The sequence below is a fragment of the Aquabacterium sp. A08 genome (assembly GCF_011742065.1).
The window spans coordinates 37,089-55,846 of sequence record NZ_JAAQQT010000611.1 but is presented as its reverse complement, the minus strand read 5'-3'; the positions used below and the strand labels follow the sequence as shown (position 1 = coordinate 55,846).

The 18,758-nt window shown below is 62.6% G+C and carries 15 protein-coding genes; 1 reads left to right on the top strand and 14 read right to left on the bottom strand.

Annotated features, from left to right (window positions below; genetic code table 11):
* Positions 1-978 (top strand): methionine adenosyltransferase (gene metK, locus HA630_RS10445; RefSeq protein WP_166834524.1); only part of this gene is annotated, 978 nt, incomplete at its 5' end.
* Between the two features lie 6 nt (positions 979-984).
* On the opposite strand, the gene HA630_RS10440 is transcribed toward metK, so the two are convergent.
* From HA630_RS10440 to HA630_RS10375, 14 genes are read right to left on the bottom strand one after another with little or no spacing between them, the layout of a single operon-like run.
* Entirely contained in the window at positions 985-1,464 is a 480-nt protein-coding gene (locus HA630_RS10440; protein ID WP_208300056.1) for a hypothetical protein, read from the bottom strand.
* Entirely contained in the window at positions 1,461-1,766 is a 306-nt protein-coding gene (locus HA630_RS10435) for a nucleotidyltransferase domain-containing protein (RefSeq protein WP_166834520.1), read from the bottom strand. Before HA630_RS10435 ends, HA630_RS10440 begins: the two co-directional genes overlap by 4 nt.
* A gap of 38 nt (positions 1,767-1,804) precedes the next feature.
* A complete protein-coding gene (locus tag HA630_RS10430; RefSeq protein WP_166834518.1) occupies positions 1,805-3,034 on the bottom strand; it encodes an O-antigen ligase in 1,230 nt (409 codons plus the stop codon).
* A 42-nt stretch (positions 3,035-3,076) separates the two neighbouring features.
* Positions 3,077-4,180 carry a glycosyltransferase gene (locus HA630_RS10425; RefSeq protein ID WP_166834516.1) on the bottom strand — a complete coding sequence of 368 codons (1,104 nt, stop codon included), beginning with the start codon at positions 4,178-4,180 and terminating at the stop codon, positions 3,077-3,079.
* A 3-nt stretch (positions 4,181-4,183) separates the two neighbouring features.
* Entirely contained in the window at positions 4,184-4,918 is a 735-nt protein-coding gene (locus HA630_RS10420) for a glycosyltransferase (protein ID WP_166834514.1), read from the bottom strand.
* Between the two features lie 59 nt (positions 4,919-4,977).
* The gene (locus HA630_RS10415; RefSeq protein ID WP_166834512.1) at positions 4,978-6,477 is read right to left on the bottom strand and encodes a lipopolysaccharide biosynthesis protein; all 1,500 of its coding nucleotides are present in this window, start codon (positions 6,475-6,477) and stop codon (positions 4,978-4,980) included.
* Positions 6,477-7,619 carry a glycosyltransferase family 1 protein gene (locus HA630_RS10410; protein WP_166834510.1) on the bottom strand — a complete coding sequence of 381 codons (1,143 nt, stop codon included), beginning with the start codon at positions 7,617-7,619 and terminating at the stop codon, positions 6,477-6,479. Before HA630_RS10410 ends, HA630_RS10415 begins: the two co-directional genes overlap by 1 nt.
* On the bottom strand, positions 7,616-8,722 hold the full coding sequence (locus tag HA630_RS10405; protein ID WP_166834508.1) for a glycosyltransferase family 1 protein: 1,107 nt from the start codon (positions 8,720-8,722) through the stop codon (positions 7,616-7,618). Before HA630_RS10405 ends, HA630_RS10410 begins: the two co-directional genes overlap by 4 nt.
* Positions 8,706-9,581 carry a GDP-mannose 4,6-dehydratase gene (locus tag HA630_RS10400; protein WP_166834506.1) on the bottom strand — a complete coding sequence of 292 codons (876 nt, stop codon included), beginning with the start codon at positions 9,579-9,581 and terminating at the stop codon, positions 8,706-8,708. The genes HA630_RS10405 and HA630_RS10400 overlap by 17 nt, the downstream gene beginning before the upstream one ends.
* Positions 9,581-10,615 carry a GDP-mannose 4,6-dehydratase gene (gmd, locus tag HA630_RS10395; protein WP_166834504.1) on the bottom strand — a complete coding sequence of 345 codons (1,035 nt, stop codon included), beginning with the start codon at positions 10,613-10,615 and terminating at the stop codon, positions 9,581-9,583. Before gmd ends, HA630_RS10400 begins: the two co-directional genes overlap by 1 nt.
* A 1-nt stretch (position 10,616) precedes the next feature.
* Positions 10,617-15,299: an FkbM family methyltransferase gene (locus HA630_RS10390; protein WP_166834502.1), complete on the bottom strand. Its 4,683-nt coding sequence runs from the start codon at positions 15,297-15,299 to the stop codon at positions 10,617-10,619.
* Positions 15,296-16,519: an ABC transporter ATP-binding protein gene (locus tag HA630_RS10385; RefSeq protein ID WP_166834500.1), complete on the bottom strand. Its 1,224-nt coding sequence runs from the start codon at positions 16,517-16,519 to the stop codon at positions 15,296-15,298. Before HA630_RS10385 ends, HA630_RS10390 begins: the two co-directional genes overlap by 4 nt.
* Entirely contained in the window at positions 16,519-17,313 is a 795-nt protein-coding gene (locus HA630_RS10380) for an ABC transporter permease (RefSeq protein WP_166834498.1), read from the bottom strand. The genes HA630_RS10385 and HA630_RS10380 overlap by 1 nt, the downstream gene beginning before the upstream one ends.
* Positions 17,313-18,758 (bottom strand): mannose-1-phosphate guanylyltransferase/mannose-6-phosphate isomerase, encoded by a 1,446-nt coding sequence (locus HA630_RS10375; RefSeq protein WP_166834496.1) that lies wholly within the window; start codon positions 18,756-18,758, stop codon positions 17,313-17,315. The genes HA630_RS10380 and HA630_RS10375 overlap by 1 nt, the downstream gene beginning before the upstream one ends.

The window sequence follows — 18,758 nt, the reverse complement described above, 5'->3', positions numbered from 1 at the left end:
GTGGCGCGCGACACCATCAAGCGCATCGGCTACGACAACACCGAATACGGCATCGACTACAAAGGCTGCGCGGTGCTGGTGGCCTACGACAAGCAAAGCAACGACATCGCCCAGGGCGTGGACCACGCGAGCGACGACTACCTGAACACCGGCGCTGGCGACCAGGGCCTGATGTTCGGCTACGCCTGCGACGAAACGCCCGAACTGATGCCCGCGCCCATCTACTACGCGCACCGCATCGTGGAACGCCAGGCCCAATTGCGCAAAGACGGCCGCCTGCCCTTCCTGCGCCCGGACGCCAAGAGCCAGGTCACCATGCGCTACGTGGACGGCCGCCCGCACAGCATCGACACCATCGTGCTGAGCAGCCAGCACAGCCCCGAAATGAGCGACGGCAAGCACATGACGCCGGCCTTCATCGAGGCGTGCATTGAAGAGATCATCAAGCCGGTGCTGCCCAAAGAGTGGCTGCAAGACACCAAGTACCTGATCAACCCCACCGGGCGCTTCGTGATTGGCGGCCCGCAGGGCGATTGCGGCCTGACTGGGCGCAAGATCATCGTGGACACCTACGGCGGCGCCTGCCCGCACGGCGGTGGCGCCTTCAGCGGCAAAGACCCAACCAAGGTGGACCGTTCCGCCGCCTACGCCGCGCGCTACGTGGCCAAGAACATCGTGGCCGCCGGCCTGGCCAAGCAGTGCCAGATTCAGGTGGCGTACGCCATTGGCGTGGCCCGCCCGATGAACGTGACGGTGTACACCGAAGGCACCGGCGTGGTTCCCGACGAGCAGATCGCAAAAATAGTGAACGAGGTGTTCGACCTGCGCCCGCGCGGCATCATCCAGATGCTGGACCTGCTGCGCCCGATTTACAGCAAGACCGCCGCCTACGGCCACTTCGGCCGCGACGAACCCGAGTTCACCTGGGAGCGGACCGACAAGGTGCAGATGCTGCGGGACTTGGCGGGGCTGAAGTAAATCAATTCAGGCCGATATTGCTTTGGCGATGATCGGCCTGAACTGCTCGAAGATGTCGTGTAACGTTTGAACGGCAGCCACCGCATCGTTCAGGTACGCGGCTTTCAACGCATCGTCTTCGGGGTAGTCGTGGGCAAAATGGTTGCGTATGGCACGTACACGCTGCCAATCTGCCACGCTGGTCAACAGGCCAAGCTGTTCTAGACGATGCAGTTTGTCCAGCATGGGGCGGTCGTCGCACGGTTCCTGCAAATATGTCAACGTTGCGGGAAAAAGTCGCGTGCCCATGGTGTCCTGCCACTTGGTAAAACGCAGCAAAAATTGGTCCCAATCCTGTATCGTTTCATCATCCAGCTTTGCGATGGAGACAGCCGTTACAGGAAGGCTTGGACTCAGCGCCGCCAGCGCATGGTTCAGGTGGTGTCGGTGCTTTTCACACTGTTGCCAAGCTTCCGTCAAACGCAACATGGCAAGGCCTTGAGTCACAGCACCACCCCTTGCTCGCGGGCAATTTTCCAAATCGGTGACTGGTGGGTTCGCCCAGGAAAGTCGATCAACACGTCGATTTTTTGTTCACCCAGGCGGGCGTAAACAGCCGCCAAAAAACGGGTGTGCGCCGCAGCGATCGCCGCCGGATCGGTCATGTGTGTTTCCACCAGCAAATCGATGTCACCACCACGCCGGGCATCGTCAACGCGGGAGCCGAACAGGCGCAGCACGGCGTCATGGCCAAAAGCCGATGCAGCCGTGGTCGTGAGTACATTGCGCTCAGCTTGTGAAAGTCTCATAGGGCTTTACCGTTTACTGCTTGTTGCAGTGATGGTAATCACTTCACCGAAGTTGGGGAGCGGCTGGCCCAGGCGCTGCTGGCCAGCAGCGCGGCCATGAGGGTGAAGAAGTGGCTCTCGCGCGCGCTCCACAGCGGGGAGTTGAACAGGCTGTTCACGGCCAGCAGTGCGGTCAGGCCCAGGAGCAGGGTGCGGGCCTGCGGGTCGGTGGATCGCAACGCCACCCACGCCATGCTGACCAACAGGGCCAGGTACAGGCCCAAACCCACCATGCCGTGTTCGGCCGCCAAAAACAGGTACTGGTTGTGGGGGTGCCAACTGAAGGTGGGGCACTGCTCGGGCTTGTCCAGCACATGGCAAATTTGTGTGTGGTAGGCACCCGTGCCCCAGCCCAGCAGCGGTTTTTCGGCCACCAGTTTGGGGGTGGTCTTGTAGTTGTACAGCCGGTGGCCAATGGATGAGGTGTTGTCGCTGTCGTGTTGCTGCGCCTCGGCCACGGCTTTGTCAAAGCGCGCATGCATGGTGTCGGACGTGGCCAGCAACCCACCCAGCCCCAACAAGCCCGCCAACATGGCGGCCACCGCCACCCTGCCCTTCAGTTGCGTGAGAACGAACACGCCCACCGCCACGGCCAACAGCACATAGCCGGTGCGGCCATCGGACAAGTGGGTGATGCTCACGGCTGCCAGCACAGCCGTGGCGGCCCAGCCCCATCGCACCCAGTCCCGCCCAGCGCGCGCACGAAACAGCGCCAGCAACACGAACAGGGCCATCATCACGTTCTGGGTGATGTAGTCGCCAAACACGTGGTGGCTCACGCCCCAACCCTGGTTCTGGCTTTGCGACCACGGCAGCTGAAACCACACATTCAGCCAGGTGGATACGGCGGTGAAGGCCATGGCCGCAGCAAACGCATTCAGCGCGTGCTGGCGAATGCTGGCCACCTGCCACAACAGCGCCAGCCACACCACCATCATGGGCAGCTTGACGTATTTCTTCAAGTGCAGTTGCCAGTCGTCAGCCGGCGCGGGGGTGTAGAGCACCCCCAGCAGCATCAGCCCGTACAGGGCCAGCGCCAGCCAAGCCACGGGGTTGCGGCTGACGGCCTGCCAGCGCTCGGCCCAGTGGCCGCCCAGGCACCACAGCAACACGGCCAGCAGCATCAAGGCGTTGGCCAAACCCAAGGCTATGGGGAAGGCGCCAAAGGCGCCTACCAGGGTCCACTGGGCGGCGGCGTTGCAACGATTGGAAATGGCTGTCAATGTCATTGTTGGTTGTGGCTTTTCCGAAGGGGGTGGTCACAACGCCCACTAGCGGCGCAGCCAGGCCGGGGTCTTGAAGCGCACGATCATGAGGTACAAGCCCACGTAACCCACCACGAACAGCAGGCAAAAAGCCATCAACACCCAGGTGGATTGCCAAAACAGCACCGCCGGCACGATGGAGAAGGTGGCCAACGACACCAAGTACGGCGCCGTGCGGTTGTTGCGTGCCAGCAATGCCGCGGCTTCGTCGGGTTCCAGGATGGCGCGCACCAGGCGCCGGTACACCAGCTGGTGCAGGTGCAAGGCGTCGGCGGCGCCGGCGGAGCGCCCCCTGGCCCAGCGGCGGTAACTGGAAAACACCGTTTCCCACACCGGGTACAGCAACAGCAACAGCGCAAACCAGGGCGATACCTCGGGGTGCCGCTGCACCAACAAAATGCTGATGACCGCCACCACCGCTCCCCACAGGTAGGCCCCCCCGTCTCCGGCAAACACCAAACCACTGGGGTAGTTCCACACCAGAAAGCCCAGCGTGGCCGCGGCCAGGCACAAAGACAGCGCTGCCAGTTGCCGGTCCCCCACCTGAATGGACACATGGGCCAACGCCAACGCAATCAGCACCGTCACCGCACCGGCCAGGCCGTTGTAACCGTCGATCAGGTTGAACGCATGCGGCAACCCGGCAATGGCCAACACGGCCAGCGCCATCCCCACCAGCGGCCAATGGGCCAACACTGCGTCCACGCTGGGTATACCCAGCCGCGGCACTTGGGCACCCAGCAAAGCCACGGCCAGCACACCCGCCAACAGGCTGAGGGCCAAGCGCCAACGCACCGGCACGCGTTGCGACACGTCTTCGTACACCCCTACGCCCAGCACAATCCCTGCCACGGCCGTATAGCCCAGGGCCTCGGCCCAATTCAAGGGCACGCCCACGTTTCGGCCGAGCAAAGGCAACACGGGTATCAGCCACAAGCCCACCAACCAGCCTAAGCCTACTCCCATACCGCCCACGCGCGGCACACTGCCATGGTGGAAGCGCTGTGGCATGTTGGCCGGGTAGTGGGCCGCATGTCTCTTGAACTGCCGGCGCACCCACAGCACCGACACCAAGGCCACCAAAAAACTGAAAAAAGCCAACAAGAGCACGAATTACTTCCCTGCCAATGAACGGAACCAGTAGCGCCAGAATGTAGCCGAACACCAAAACTTCAACAGACTGGTCATGTGCCACCGCAGGTGCTTGCCTGGGCGCAAGGAATTGCGCTGCGCGTCGTGCACCACGTTAAAGGGAGCCGTCTGCATGCGCCATCCTGCCAGTTGCAGACGCAAGCACAGGTCTGCATCTTCGCAATACATGAAGTACCGCTCATCAAACCCTCCCAGGGCCTGGTACACCTGGCGCGGAAACCACATCAAGGCGCCGTTAACCCAGTCGGCGGCTTCCGCTGTGGGTGCCACTCCCGGCAAGCTTTTGGCTCCGCCCAACCGCATGGCCACGCGCGCCAGCAAACCCCAAGGGGTGATCAGTGCACGGCAATGGTCCTGCACCTTACCCGTGCGGTCCACCTGCCTGGGTACCCACACACCCACGCCAGGCGGCATGACCAAGGCTTCAGGACCTGTGTTGGCATCCAAGGGCAGAAAAGCAATGTCCGGGTTGACCACCGCAAACACATCCCCGCGCGCTTTCGCGAACGCCTGGTTGTGGTTGGCGCCAAAACCCAGCGGGGCAGCGTTCTCTGTCACCACCAGCCGAAATGGCCAATCTCGCTGCTTTACCTGCGCCTTCAGTTCTGGCTCGGGCACGTTCAGGGTCAGCAGCACTTCGGCATTGCCGCAGGCGGTGGGCAAGCCAGACGACACCAAGGACTCCAGCAGCGTCATGATGTGGGGCCCATGCCCATGGCTGACGACCGAAAAACTGATCAACATCGTATTTGCACTCACTTCGCACGTTGCAGCCAGCGCCCCCAGTGGCGGCGCTCCGTCCAAGCCCACCAGGCCATGTTCAACGCCATCAACACGCCTCCCACCAACCACACATAGGCAAACGTTTCTCGGCGTGACTGCGGCTCCCACCCCAACAGGGAAAACAACAGCATACCGAGCAAGACGGGCCAGTTCATGGCCAACACATCGCGCCAAAGCCAAGCCCAATGCACCCGCGGCATGTAGCGGGCGTGCACCAGCCACGCCCACAGCAACAGGTAGGCACCGGTCAATACGGCCCAGCCCATGGCCACGGCCAACACTCCACCCCATTCGCTCAACCACCACACCATGAGGGACCACACAACCAGGGTAATCGCGTTGCCCCATGCATGCCACTTCAGCTCACCGTGTGCGTACTGCAGGTAGTATACGAAGCCACCCATGGCCCAAAAGCCATAGCCCAAGGCATACAAGGCAAGCACTGGCCAGTATTGCATGGCCCAGTCGGCCTCTCCAGTCCAGGCTGTCAGCAGCGGTTTGGCGCAAAACGCCAAGGTCAATGCGCCGCCCATGGCCAACGCACTGGCCAAACGGCTGCCCATGCGGTAAATCTGCAAAAAATCCGTTGCATGGCCCTCTGCATGCAAACGGGCCAGGCGGGGCATCAATACGGTACTGATGGGGGCGCTCAACACCATGACCATGGTGGCCACCAGCACCGCCATGGAAAAATGCCCAAAATCGCCCAGTGGCAACCGACCCGACAGCAGCGCCCGGTCCACCTGCATCAACAACGCCCCGGTCGCGGCCGCCACAGCACCCGCCACACCCAAACGCCACATGGGCCGCAATGGCGCCAGCGACCACCCCAGTCTTTCTTCAACCTGGGGCAGCAATGTGTGGGCCTTGGCTGCCAGCCATGCCCACTCCAACAGCGCCACGCCCAGCTGAAACACAAAAAAAGTGGTCACGTTGTAGCCCCACAGGTGCATGCACAGCAAGGCACCAGGAAACCGCAGTGTGGCCATCAACGCATTGAACACCGGCAACCAGACCATGTGCTCCCCACCACTCACCGCACCCCGGTGAAAGCCACTCCACCAGCGCAGTGCCACGGCAAGACCCATCAGGGCCACTGCACGGCTTGCCGTCTCGTGCGGCAGCTCCAACACGTTCAACCAACGCCGCACCAGTGCATCAGCCAGCAGCACCACCGCCAAGGCCCCCGCTGTGGCGAGCCCCGCAAACACCATGGCAAACGCCCGCCAAATGCGCCGAAAGTCCAAAGGGGACAGCGCCTGCGCCCGCATCCGCGCAAACTCTCTTTGCACCATGGGGGTCAGGCCCAGATCGAGCACATAAAACGCCGCAAACAGCATGGAAAAAAAGGCCACCAGGCCATAGGCCTCGGCGCCCATCCGGCGCTCCAGCACCGGCACCAGCGCCACGGCCAGCAGCGTCACGTACAGCTGGCTCGCGTAGTTCAGCGCGATGCTGGTGCGCAATTGCATCAGCAATGCGCTCCAGACATCAGGCTGCCATTCGGCGGCCGTGCCACGGCCAGCAAAACATCCATCGTCTGGCTCGCTGTGTGCGCCCAAGAAAACGCCGCCGCCCGCTGACGGCCCTTCTCCGCCAATGAGGCCCGCAGGCTGTTGTCGGTCAACAACTGCACCAGCCCGGCACGGATCGAGTCCACGCTGCCTGGGTCCACCAACAGCGCCGCGTCGCCAGCCACTTCTTTGGTAGCCCCCACGTCACTGGTCAGCACCGGCAGGCCCTGGGCCATGGCCTCCACCACAGGCAAACCGAACCCCTCGTACAGCGAGGGGTACAGAAAGGCCAGTGCCCCAGCCATCCAATGCCCCAACTCCTTGTCGGTCACAGAACCCTTGAAATCCACGGTATCGGTGGTGTTGAGCCGGGCCATCCACTCGTCCACCAACCAGCCGGTGGCGCCAATCACCACCAGCCGTGTCTGGCCTCGAATGGCAGGCGGCACCGCCTGCCACGCCTGCACCAGGCGCTCCAGGTTTTTGCGGGGCTCCACCGTTCCCACAAACAACAGGTAGGGGTATTCCGGGCCGTCATGGCCATGGGCTGCTAGTGATGCTTGGTCGCCCTTCAACTGGCGCCCTGCCAAGAGCGTCACGTGCGTCTTGCCTGCACTCGCCGGCAGCAGCCGGTGCAAATCGGCCTGGGTTGAGCGAGAAATGGCCAACACCGCCTTGGCCTTGCCCACCGACGCACGAATGATGGCGGGAAAATAGTAGCGCTTGATGCGCTCATGCAACTGAGGAAACAACTGAAACGTCAGGTCGTGCACCGTGAGCACCATGGGGCACCGCGCCAACACGGGCAACACAAAACCAGTCCCCCAATGCACGTCCACCCTGTGTTGCGCCAAGCGCCAGGGCAGCACCAGCTGTTGCCACAACACCCGCCAATGGCGGTGATCCGGTGCCCTTACCCAGGTAAAGCGTTCATCCAAGCCCAAGCCCACCAGGTGCGCGCGCGCCTTGTCGGTTGCAAACACCACAAACTCATGCTTCAGGGTTTTGTCTTGCGACCAGGCAGACAAGATCTCGGCCACATACACCGCCGTGCCTGTCTTTGGGCCACCCAGGCCCGTGGCATCGATGCCGATTCTCATTTCAGGCTCCGGAACACTTCTGCCATGCGCTGGCCCTCTTCTGCCCAAGACCAGGCGGGCCCTGTAACATTGTGGTTCAGTTCACTTCCCCTGGATTGCAAGGCCTGCAAAATGCCGCTGGCAATGCCGGCCGCTTTGGGCTGCACATAAGTGGGCACGTCCCCGCCGGCCTCCCTCATTTCCGGCACGTCCGAAGCGACCACGGTGGCGCCACAGCGCACGGCCTCCAGCACCGGAATGCCAAAACCCTCGTACAGCGACGGCATCACCACCACATCGGCGGCTGCGTACAGCATCGGCAAATCGGCGTCTGGCATATGGCCCAGCTGCACAATGGGCAAGCCATGGCGCTGTGCGTCTTCCAGGTGCTTGTTCAAACCCGCATTGCGCCATCCATTCTGCCCCACCAGCACCAGGGCATGGTCCAGCAAATGGCCAGCCGCGCGCAACTGGAGCAACGCCTGGATCAAGGCCGTGAGGTTTTTTCTGGGTTCCAGCGTAGAAACCGACAGGACGAATGGCCGCTCCATGCCCGCAGGGCGCTGCCATGCTGCCCACTGCCTGGGTTGGGGTGGTGCAAACCAGGGGGCAGCGGCTGGGCGCACCACCGCGTCAGCGGTCCGCCCGTACCACTGCTGCAAGCGGTGTGCCGTGCCCTGGGAAATGGTCACCACCCGTGTGGCGCGTTGCACCGTGGGCTTGAACAAGCACTGCAACGCGAAACGGTTGTTCCGCGTCAGTGTTTCAGGGAACAAGCGGAACACGAAGTCGTACACGGTCAGCACCGAAGGCACTGCCGCAGGCAAGTCCAGTGGCAGAAAGTTGGCAGCCCCCCAGAAGACTCTTACACCGTCTTTGGCCGCCAAACGCCCTGCCCGCAGCCAGTACCACACCGAAGCGGGTAAACGGCGCCCCCACAGCGTGCGGTCCTCGCACACACTCCAACGGTTGTTGTGCACCGGCATGCGCACGGGTCGGTTGGCATAAACCCGAAAACGGGCGTCGGGCATGGCCTCGTCCAGTTGCCGGCACAGCTCGGTCACGTACCGGCCGGTACCCGCCGTCTGCCCATAAAACGGACGCCCGTCAATTCCGATCAGCATGCGCTTGATCCAGCATCCACTGCAACATTTCGCGCAGGCTGGGCTGCTTCAGCGTGATGTTTGCAGCGGCACACAACTGCTGCAGCCTGGCTGGGTTGCCACACAGGCTGTGCACTTCGTTGGCACGCACAAAGGCAGGGTTCACCTGGGCTTCTACCGCATGGCCCGCCAACTCGGCCAACGTGTCCATCACCTGCTGCAAGGTGTAGGGCTGGCCACTGCACACGTTGTATACCTCGCCGGGCTGGCCGTGGGCCAGCAAGGCCAGGTAGGCGTCGCACACCATGCGCACGTCGTTGAATTCGCGCTCCACCTGCACATTGCCCAGTTCCACCACCGGCGCGCGGCGGGCGTAATGGCTCACCAGCTTGGGAATCACGAAGTTGGGTGCCTGGCCCGGGCCGGTGTAGTTGAAGGGCCGGGTGATGACGATGGGCAGCCTGTCCATGTACGTGCGGGCCATGTGCTCCATGGCCAGCTTGCTCATGGCGTAGTGGTTGACGGGGGCTGGGGCTTGTGTCTCGGTAATGGGCGAAGACTCGCAATTGCCATAGATGTTGGCGCTGCTGGCCAGCAGCACCTTGGCGGGCCTCACCTGCAGTGCCGCCAACGCCTGCAGCAAATGGCAGGTGCCCACGGTGTTGACGGCGTAAAAGGCCGCTTCGTCGGCATGGCCGACGAAGCTGATGGCCGCCAGGTGCACCACCGCGTCGGGCTGCAGGGCAGCCACCTCTTGCATCACTGCGTTCTTGTCGGTAAGGTTGGCTTGCAGAACCGCAATGTGGTGCCCTGCAGCCAATGCTGCCTCTTTAAAAAAACGGCCGGTAAAGCCGGCCGCCCCCGTCAGCAGGATATTCATCAGAATGAGAACCCGACCTGGTTTCTGCGAAGGTCGGCCTCCACCATCATCTGGCAGAGCTGCTCCAGCGTGGTGGTGGGCTCCCAACCCAGTTTGGCCTTGGCCTTGGCGGGGTTGCCAATCAGCAACTCCACCTCTGCGGGGCGGTAGAACTTGGGGTTGATGCGCATGACCGTTTTACCGGTGGCGGTGTCCACCGCGGTTTCGTGCTCGGCGGTGCCTTTGAAGTCCACCACAATGCCCGCGCCCTTGAAGGCCATGCGCACAAAGTCGCGTACGGTCTCGGTGCGGTTGGTGGCCAGCACGTAGGTATCGGGCGTGTCCACCTGCAGCATGCGCCACATACCCTCGACGTACTCTTTGGCAAAACCCCAGTCGCGTTTGGCGTCCAGATTGCCCAGCTCCAGGCAATCGAGCTGGCCCAGCTTGATTTTGGCCACGCTGTCGGTGATTTTGCGGGTGACGAACTCACGCCCGCGCAGCGGGCTTTCGTGGTTAAAGAGGATGCCACTGCAACCGAATATGTCGTAGCTCTCGCGGTAGTTCACCGTCATCCAGTGGGCGTAGAGCTTTGCCACGCCGTAAGGGCTGCGGGGGTAGAAGGGCGTGTCTTCCACCTGCGGAATGGCTTGCACCTTGCCAAACATCTCGCTGGTGCTGGCCTGGTAGAAGCGTATCTTGGGGTTGACCAAACGAATGGCTTCCAGCAGGTTCAATGCGCCAATCCCGGTGATCTGCGCCGTGGTGGTGGGCTGGTCAAAACTGACACCCACGAAGCTCTGCGCCGCCAGGTTGTAAATCTCGGTGGGCTGGACTTTCTGCACCAGGGCAATGCTGGCACCCAGGTCGGTCAAGTCGTACTCCACCAAACGCAGGTTGGGGTGGTTCTGGATGCCCAACTCCTCAATGCGCCAGAAGTTGACCGAGCTGGTACGGCGGTAGGTGCCGTAAACAGTGTAGCCCTTGTCGAGCAGCAGCTGCGCTAGGTAAGCGCCGTCTTGACCGGTGATGCCGGTGATTATTGCTGATTTCATTTTATGCAACTTCCTTAGTTTGATCTTTAGTGGTAGACATTTGTAAGTCTGCCTGCGCGAACTCGATGGAAGCCAGCAACTGTTGTACGCTCTGTTTCCAGGTCAGGGAGGGCATGTCATCCGACTTGGGGTGCGCGTTGTTTCTGTAGAGTCCCAACCAAGATTTAATAGCTTGCGCTAGCTGCTCGGGTTTATCTGCGGTGAAGTAACAGGCATGCTCACCGGCTACCTCGCGGAACACGGCAATGTCACGCGCAAGTATCGGCAGTTTGTGTTGGGCCGCTTCGATCAGCGGCAGGCCAAAACCTTCGCATTCCGAGGCGGCAATCAGACAATCGGCCCGAGCATAGATTTTTTCAAGATACTCGTCACTGGCGCCTTCCAGCCATAGGAGATTTTTGCCGGCTTGCGGATGCTGGCGCAGCTGCTGGGCGAATTCGTCCATCTTCCAGCCCTGCTTACCCACCAGCACCAGCAGGCTGTCGTCGCCGTCGGCCCACAGCTGTTCGAACGCGGCCAGCGTCTGCGCGTGACCCTTGCGCGGCTCGATGGTGCTCACCATCAAAAAGCTCACCCTGCCGTCCATGCGGGCCAGCGTGGCCTCGGCGTCGGCCGGCAGGCCGCGCGTGGGGGTGGAGCTGTCGAGGTCGGCGCCCAGATGAAAGTGGCCAATCATCGGCAGCGGCGCGCTGGGGGCTTGCTCCCGCAGCCAAGCGGCCACGTCCTGCGCCACCGCGTCAGAAATACAAATCAGCCCGTCGGCGCAACGCGCCAGGCTGCGCAGCCAAACATCAAAAGCCTGGGTGATGCCAGCCACGGTGAACCGGGCATGGCGCAGCGGAATTATGTCGTACACCACGTAATACACCCGCGCGCCGGCCAGACGGAAAGCCGCTAGCTGTTGCTCGGCTTCGGGGAACAGGTGGGCGGCCAGGTCCAGGCCCAGAAACACATCGCTCGGCCCGACCTGCACCGGCTGGCCTTCGCGAGGCTCACCGGCACCCTTAAGGTGGAATTTGCCGGTGTAACGGAAGCCTTCGGTCTTGTCGCCGTAGACCGGGCAGATGTCGTAACCGGTCGGCGGCTGGAGAAACAGCTCGTTAAGGATGCTGCGCACCACCCGCTGAATGCCGGTGCGGGCGTCACGGTGATACAGCTCGGAGACGTCCACCAGCAATTGCTTGCGGCGCTGGGCGGTCCAACCGGCCTGCCAAGCACGCCGCGCCGGAGCGATGACGTCGGCCAGGCGGCGCTCGCGGCGCAAGGCGCCCATCACCGTTAGCAGGCGGGCTGACAGGCTATCCCAGTCACGCGCGCTCAGCCAGTCCCGCTGGCGGGCAATCTGCGCAGCAGCGGCCTCGGGCTGAGCGCTCAGCGCCTGCACTGCGCGCACGATATCGTCGGCCTCGTGGCCGTCCATCTTCCAGGTGACGTCCGGCAGGTCGGAGAAAATCTCCAGCGGGCTGACCAGCACCGGCTTGAGGGTGGAAAGACCAATGGTGACCGCGCCGCTGGCGCTTTCGCGGGTGTGCTTGTACGGAAAAACAATATAGTCGGCCGCGCCCAACAGACGCTGGCAGGTTTCAATCGGCCGGTAGTCGGTAATCCAGTGAATCTGACCGTCCACACCCAGCTGACGGGCGCGCTGCTGGTATTGCTCGATCATGCGCTCGCTGCGCTCGTCCAGAATCGAGTTAAGGGCCAGCAAGTGTACGGCGCGGCCGCTGGCCCCAGCCAGCGGCTTGATGGTTTCCACCAAGGTGTCGATGCCCTTGTGCTCCAAGGCAAAGCCGAAACAGCCCAGCACCAGCGCATCGACCGGAATGCCCAGCTCGGCGCGCACGGCTTCGGGCTGCGGGTCGGCCAGCGGCTGCACCACACCGTGATGCAGCAGCATAACATTGTCGGCCAGGCCCAGCGCCAGCATGTGATTGAGATCTTCCGGCTTGTGCACGATGATGCGGTCGATCTGCGCCAGCGCGCTTACGGCGGCGGCCGATACCCGGCATTCCACCAGCAGCGGCAGGGTGGAGTGCAGCTCCAACATCACCACGCGGCCTTGCTGGCTCAACGCGGCCAGTTGGGTGCAACAAGCGTCAGACAAGGGGAACAAGCTGGGCTGATGCTGCACCAGCACCACTTGCGCGTCGCTCTGGCCGATGCGCTCAAGCACGCCGGGCACGCTGTCGTTATGGCCCAGCGTCCAGCTGGATAGGGCATTGGCCGGCGGGATGTCGGTGCGGTCGTCGCAATACACGGTAAGCGCCACCTCGGGGGCGTCCACCATGGCGCGCAGCAGCTTGTGGCTGTATTCTGCAATGCCGCAGCGGATGGCCCAGGGGCTGAGCAGAGCCAAGCGCAGCGGGCCGGGCTCAGCCTTGGGCTGGCGCGCCAGCCAGTCGGCGCTGGCCAGCAGGCCGCGCGCGCCATTGTCCCAGCGGTAGGTGTCGCGCACATGGCGCATACCGGAGTCGCGCTGCGCTTGCAAGGCCGGGTCATCGGCCAGGATGCGCTGGCGCACCAGTTGCAGCTTGGCGGCCAGGTCGGCGCGGTCGGGCTCCAGCCAGCAGGCGTCGCTGGCGCGCACATGGCTGCGCGAAGCGGCAAAGTGGAAGTTCACCAGCGTGGCGGTGGCGTGGCTGCAAAAATCCGCCTGGGCGCTGTGGCCAGTGGTGACCACCGGCAGGGCCATGGCCAAGGCCTCGGCCGCCGGCAGGTTAAAGCCTTCGCCACGGGTGGGCAGCACCATGGCGTGGGCGCTGCGGTACAGTGCCAGCATGCCCGCGTCGTCCAGCGGCGCTTCGTCAATGATTACCCGCGCCGGTTTGTCGCGCCCGGCCGACAGCGCTTGCAGCTGCTGGTGAATCTGGTTGTGCGGGTTGGGGAAGGTCTTGATGTACAGCTCGACGGCGTCGTCGGAGCTGAAGGCGTCCAGATAGGCGGCCAGCAGCACATCGGCGCCCTTGCGTTCGAACACCGAAGACACATGCAAAAAGCGCAGGCGCTGGCCATCGGCCACGCGCAGCGCGCCCAGCGGTTCGGCATCAGCAGGAATCAGGTGATCGATGCCCATCGGAATCACGAACACCGGCGGACGGCATCCCGAGTTGAGCAAAGCGCGCTTGACTGACTCCGCTGCCACCCACACCACGTCAAAATGGGCGTTCATATGGGCAATGGTGTCGGCCGGGACGGAGGTTTCTTCCCAGAAAAACACAACGCCGCGCTGGCCGGCCGGCCGGGCGTCGGTGATGAAGGGATAGTGGTGCACCACGGAAATTGCCTCACCGACGGCATCATTCGGCACGGCACGGCGCAGCGCGGCGTGCAGCTGCGCGTCTTGCTCGGCCGGCAGCTTGGGCGCTTCGGCGTAGGGCTGGCCGTGGTAAGGCACAAAGCTCAAGCGCTGCTGGTTGATGCGCTCCAACGCGCCAGCCAGGCCACGGTTGACAATGGCCAGGCTGTAATGGCCTTCCACATGGCCGGTCAGCCGCACCCAGCGCGAGGCGGCCTTGGCGGGCTTAGCAAGCAGCAGGGTTTCCGGCAGGGTGGGAAAGGCTGGCAAAACCCGCGGATGCGGGCGCAGCTCGCCTGTAGCGGTGTACAGCTGCAATTCGCGCCGGGTCAGCGCCTTCGATTTGAGCGCCTGCAAAAAACTGTACACGCCCAGCCGTTTGGCCACTGCAATCAGCGCCTGCTTCAGCGCCGGGTGGCACTCCAGCACGGCCAGCACCGCGCCGCTGGGGCGCGACAGCCTGGCCATCAGCCTGGCGCGGGCCTGTTGCTTGTGGCGCGGCGCTTCGTCGCGCAGTTGGCGCAGCAGGCCCATCACCGCGCGCAAGGGACGGGTGAGCCGCCAGGATTTGCTGCTGTACACGCGATCCAGCTCGGCTTGCAGAGTGGCGCGGGTCTGCTCGGCCAGCGCCTGCGCCTTCTTGGCGCGCAGCCATTCGCGTTCGGTCGCCTTGTGCGCGGCGGCCAGCTCCTGGGCCAGCCGGTGCTGTTCAGCGGGGATATGGCCGTCAAACACATTGGGCGGCGCGCGAAAGGCGTCGGCCAGCCCGGCGTGTTCGCCGGCGACGTAATAGCGGTTCAGACCGTCGAAATAAACCCAGCGATAGCCGGCACCAATGATCATCGGCTCCCAATCGGCGTTGATCTGCTGCGAGTTGGGCAGGGTGGCTTCCACCAGCACGATCCACGGCCGAAAGCGCTGAAAATCCATGCCCTTGAGCACGTCGGCTTCAAAGCCTTCGACGTCGATCTTGAGAAAATGAATCTCCCGGCCGGCGGCATATTCGGCGCAGATATCGCTCAGTGGGCGCATCGGCACCACGCTGACGTGGGTGGTCAGGCCCTGGCTGGCGTGGCGTTCGGCCACTTCGGCCGAAGCGGTGGCTAGGCCACGCACCTCGGTGTTGTACAGGGTGATCTCGCCCACGCTAGCGCCAACCGCCACTTGCAGATTGATGTCGCGCAGCCGCTCGGCGCGTAGCTGTGAGATGTGCTCGTCCAGCGGTTCGATGTTCAGGCCGTGCCAGCCCAGGTCGTAAAACGCCTTGGTGACCGAATCGTCAGACGGGTGATTGGCGCCGACGTCGATATAAAAGCCGCGCTCGACGTGCTTGAGCGCGCGCCAAAGCATCACGTCTTCGCCGTTTTGGGCGTAGGAAATGAAGGTCATGAGCGAGAGATCCCGATGACCGGGTCTAGCCACGCACAACCGGCAAAGTGCGGTTTACTGAAATTGACCACGTCAAAAACCAGCGCCAGATCACGCCATTCATAGTTCTTGTCCAAGTGCGTATCCGAGCTGACCAACGCCGTTTGTACGGAGTAAGTACCAGACCCCAGATTGGCAGGAAAGGCAATCTCAAAAACATAACGTTCGCCTTGTTTTACATCCAACAAGGGCTGCTGTTTAAGGTCGGTATTCGTGCCATAAATGACCTGCCCAAGTCGATCTTTGATGCCATAGCCCAGCACAAGACGTTGCATGGCTGCATTGGCGGTCACTTCTACGCGCAAGCGGACGGGTTGGCCCACATCCACCACTTCCAATGGCTTGCCGTTGCTATCGACCAGGGAGATCGCCGAAACACAGGCTTCGCCGGTGCCGGAAATGGTCTGCACCCGGCCATTCTCGGTGGCCACTTGTTGAACGGTTTGATTCTGATGGTCAGCCAACAGGGCGTTGTAGTAGTCCATCACCGCTTCGGGCTCGCCTTGCATGGCGAGTTGTCCGGCACGGAGCAAGATGGCCCGGTCGCAAATGCTGATGATGGCCTGCTTGTCGTGGCTGACGATGAGCAGCGTTGTGCCCTGCTTGCGGAATTCGCGGATGCGGTCAAAGCTCTTGTGTTGGAAGTAGGCATCGCCTACCGAGAGGGCTTCGTCCACGATGAGAATGTCCGGCCGGATGGCCGTGGCCACGCTGAAGGCCAGGCGCATCTGCATGCCGCTGCTGTACACGCGCACCGGCTGGTCAATGTACTCGCCAATCTCAGCAAACGCTTCAATGTCCGGCATCAGGCGGGCAATGGTTTCGCTGTCCATGCCCAGCAATTGCCCCGCCATGAACGCGTTTTGCCGCCCGGTAAAGTCCGGGTGGAAGCCCATGCCCAGTTCCAACAGGGCGGCCACGCGGCCCGTCATGTGCACGCGGCCGGTGGTGGGCTGGGTGGTGCCGGTAATGAGCTTGAGCAGGGTGCTCTTGCCCGCCCCGTTGATGCCGATGATGCCCACCGCCTCACCAGGCTGAACGGTGAAGTTGATGTCTTTCAGCACCCAGTGCAGGTGGTGGCGGGGTTTGTTGCGGGGGTCCACCCATTCGGCCAGCCGCGCCCAGCGGGTGGGGTACTGCTTGTAGGCTTTGCCCAAGTTAGAAACGGTGATGGTGCCCATTACAGTTCATCCACCATTTCGCCCGCACGTTGGCGAAACACGCGCAGGCCCAGCCCACACAGCAACAGCGCCAGAGCCAACGGGTACAGCAACGAGCTCCACTGCGGCCAATCGCCCCGCACCAGCACGCCTTGTACGGCAGCCATGACACTGGCCATGGGGTTGAGTGCCATGAGGGGCTGCAGCCGCTCGGGGAGGATGGTGGGTGGGTACACGATGGGCGTGAGCCAGAACCAGAACGTGACGAAGATGCCGAAGAACTGCCCCACGTCGCGAAAAAACACGTTAAGCACGCCCAGCACCATGCCCAGCCCAATGGCAAACAGCACCAACACGGCCAGCACTGGGGCCAGCGCCAAGTAAGCCCAGCCCGGGAAGTTGCCGGTGAGCAGCAAAAAGGCTGTAAACAGCCCAAACACAATACCGAAGTTGAGCAAACCGGTGGCCACTACCGTGACGGGCAGACACAACCTTGGGAAGGTGAGTTTTTTGAGCAGGTTGGCGTTGTCCAGAAACATGTTCTGGCTGCGGGTGGTGATTTCGGCAAACAACCCCCATGTGAGGATGCCTGCGCACAGGTAAATGCTGTAGCCAAAGGTGCTGTCCACCCCCGGCAACTTGGCCCGCATGATTTGCGAGAAGATGACGGTGTACACCAGAATCATGGCCAAGGGCTGCAACACCGTCCACGCCGCGCCCAACAGGGAGTTGCGGTACTTGAGCTGGAACTCGCGCTTGACGTTGCCCAGCACAAAGCCGCGGTAGGCCCACACGGGGCGCAGCATACCCAGCATCACACCCGCCCGTAGTAGTCCTGGAAGCGGACGATGTCGTCCTCTCCCAGGTATTCGCCGCTTTGCACCTCGATCATCACCAGGTCGAGCACGCCAGGGTTTTCGAGCCGGTGCTTGTGCCCCGCCGGAATGTAGGTGGATTCGTTGGTGCCTACCATGATTTCACGCTCACCGTTGACGACCCTGGCCATGCCGCTGACGACGATCCAGTGCTCGCTACGGTGGTGGTGCATTTGCAGGCTGAGACTGGCGCCGGGCTTGACTTCGATGCGCTTGATTTTAAAGCGGGGCCCCTCTTCCAGCACGGTGTAGGTGCCCCAGGGGCGTGCCACGGTGCGATGCAACTTGTAGGCTTCGTGCCCATTGGTTTTGAGCTGGGCCACCACCTTTTTCACGTCTTGCGCCTTGTCGGGATGGGCCACCAGCAGGGCGTCTGGCGTGTCGATGATCATGAGGTCGTTCACCCCCACGGTGGCCACCAGCCGGTCTTCACTCTGCACGAAGGTGTTGCGGCTGTCGACGAAAATGGCTTCGCCCACAACACGGTTATCTGCGCCATCAGGCACCACGAGATCCTTGACCGCATTCCAGGAACCAATGTCGCTCCAGCCGAAATCGGAAGGCACCACGGCCACGCGGTTGGAGCGTTCCATGACGGCGTAGTCGATGGAGATGTCGGGCACCTGAGCAAACGCCTGGGCCGGAATGTCGAGCATGTGGCCAGTGGCGTTGGGCTGGGCATTGAGGGCTTGCCAGCAGGCTTGCACCGCAGTGGCCACGTCGGGGGCGTGCTCAGCCATTTCTTCCAGCAAGCGGCCCGCCTGGAAGCAGAACATGCCCGAATTCCAGTAGAAGTTCCCGCTGGCCAGGTAGGCCTGCGCTTTGTCGAGCGAGGGTTTTTCGACAAACCGAACCGCTTTGCGGCCTTGGACAAGGGCTTCACCGGCTTCTATGTAGCCAAACCCGGTTTCGGGCCCGGTGGGCACGATGCCGAAGGTGACCAGATAGCCTTGCTGGGCCAGGGCAGCGGCATCGGCCACGGCAGAAGTGAAGCGGGCCTGATCTTGAATGAGATGGTCCGCCGCAAGGACCAGCATCAAGGCGTCTGGGCCATGCTGTTCGGCCACCTGGTGGGCGGCCAGTGCCACGGCAGGCGCCGTATTGCGGCCAACGGGCTCAAGCAAAAACACGCCGGGATGGCGCTCGCCCAGTTGGGCGGCGGCCAGCTCGTCTTTGCTCATGAAGTAGTAGTCGCGATTGGTGACGGTGAGCACTTCACCGGCGCTGCTGCTCAAAGCATCTGCCACCGCCGCGGCACGGCGGTAAGTTTTGAAGAGCAGCGACTCCCCGTCGGCGAGCTTCATAAACGGTTTGGGGTGGCCTTCGCGAGATACGGGCCACAAGCGGGTTCCGGCACCGCCGGAGAGAATAACCGGGATGAGCAT

Bases quoted from the DNA above. Each gene is read 5' to 3' on its own strand.
- HA630_RS10435 (WP_166834520.1), bottom strand. From the start codon at position 1,766: ATGAGACTTTCACAAGCTGAGCGCAATGTACTCACGACCACGGCTGCA.
- HA630_RS10430 (WP_166834518.1), bottom strand. From the start codon at position 3,034: ATGACATTGACAGCCATTTCCAATCGTTGCAACGCCGCCGCCCAGTGG.
- HA630_RS10420 (WP_166834514.1), bottom strand. From the start codon at position 4,918: ATGACGCTGCTGGAGTCCTTGGTGTCGTCTGGCTTGCCCACCGCCTGC.
- HA630_RS10415 (WP_166834512.1), bottom strand. From the start codon at position 6,477: ATGCAATTGCGCACCAGCATCGCGCTGAACTACGCGAGCCAGCTGTAC.
- HA630_RS10410 (WP_166834510.1), bottom strand. From the start codon at position 7,619: ATGAGAATCGGCATCGATGCCACGGGCCTGGGTGGCCCAAAGACAGGC.
- HA630_RS10405 (WP_166834508.1), bottom strand. From the start codon at position 8,722: ATGCTGATCGGAATTGACGGGCGTCCGTTTTATGGGCAGACGGCGGGT.
- HA630_RS10400 (WP_166834506.1), bottom strand. From the start codon at position 9,581: ATGAATATCCTGCTGACGGGGGCGGCCGGCTTTACCGGCCGTTTTTTT.
- gmd (WP_166834504.1), bottom strand. From the start codon at position 10,615: ATGAAATCAGCAATAATCACCGGCATCACCGGTCAAGACGGCGCTTAC.
- HA630_RS10390 (WP_166834502.1), bottom strand. From the start codon at position 15,299: ATGACCTTCATTTCCTACGCCCAAAACGGCGAAGACGTGATGCTTTGG.
- HA630_RS10385 (WP_166834500.1), bottom strand. From the start codon at position 16,519: ATGGGCACCATCACCGTTTCTAACTTGGGCAAAGCCTACAAGCAGTAC.
- HA630_RS10380 (WP_166834498.1), bottom strand. From the start codon at position 17,313: ATGCTGGGTATGCTGCGCCCCGTGTGGGCCTACCGCGGCTTTGTGCTG.
- HA630_RS10375 (WP_166834496.1), bottom strand. From the start codon at position 18,758: ATGCTCATCCCGGTTATTCTCTCCGGCGGTGCCGGAACCCGCTTGTGG.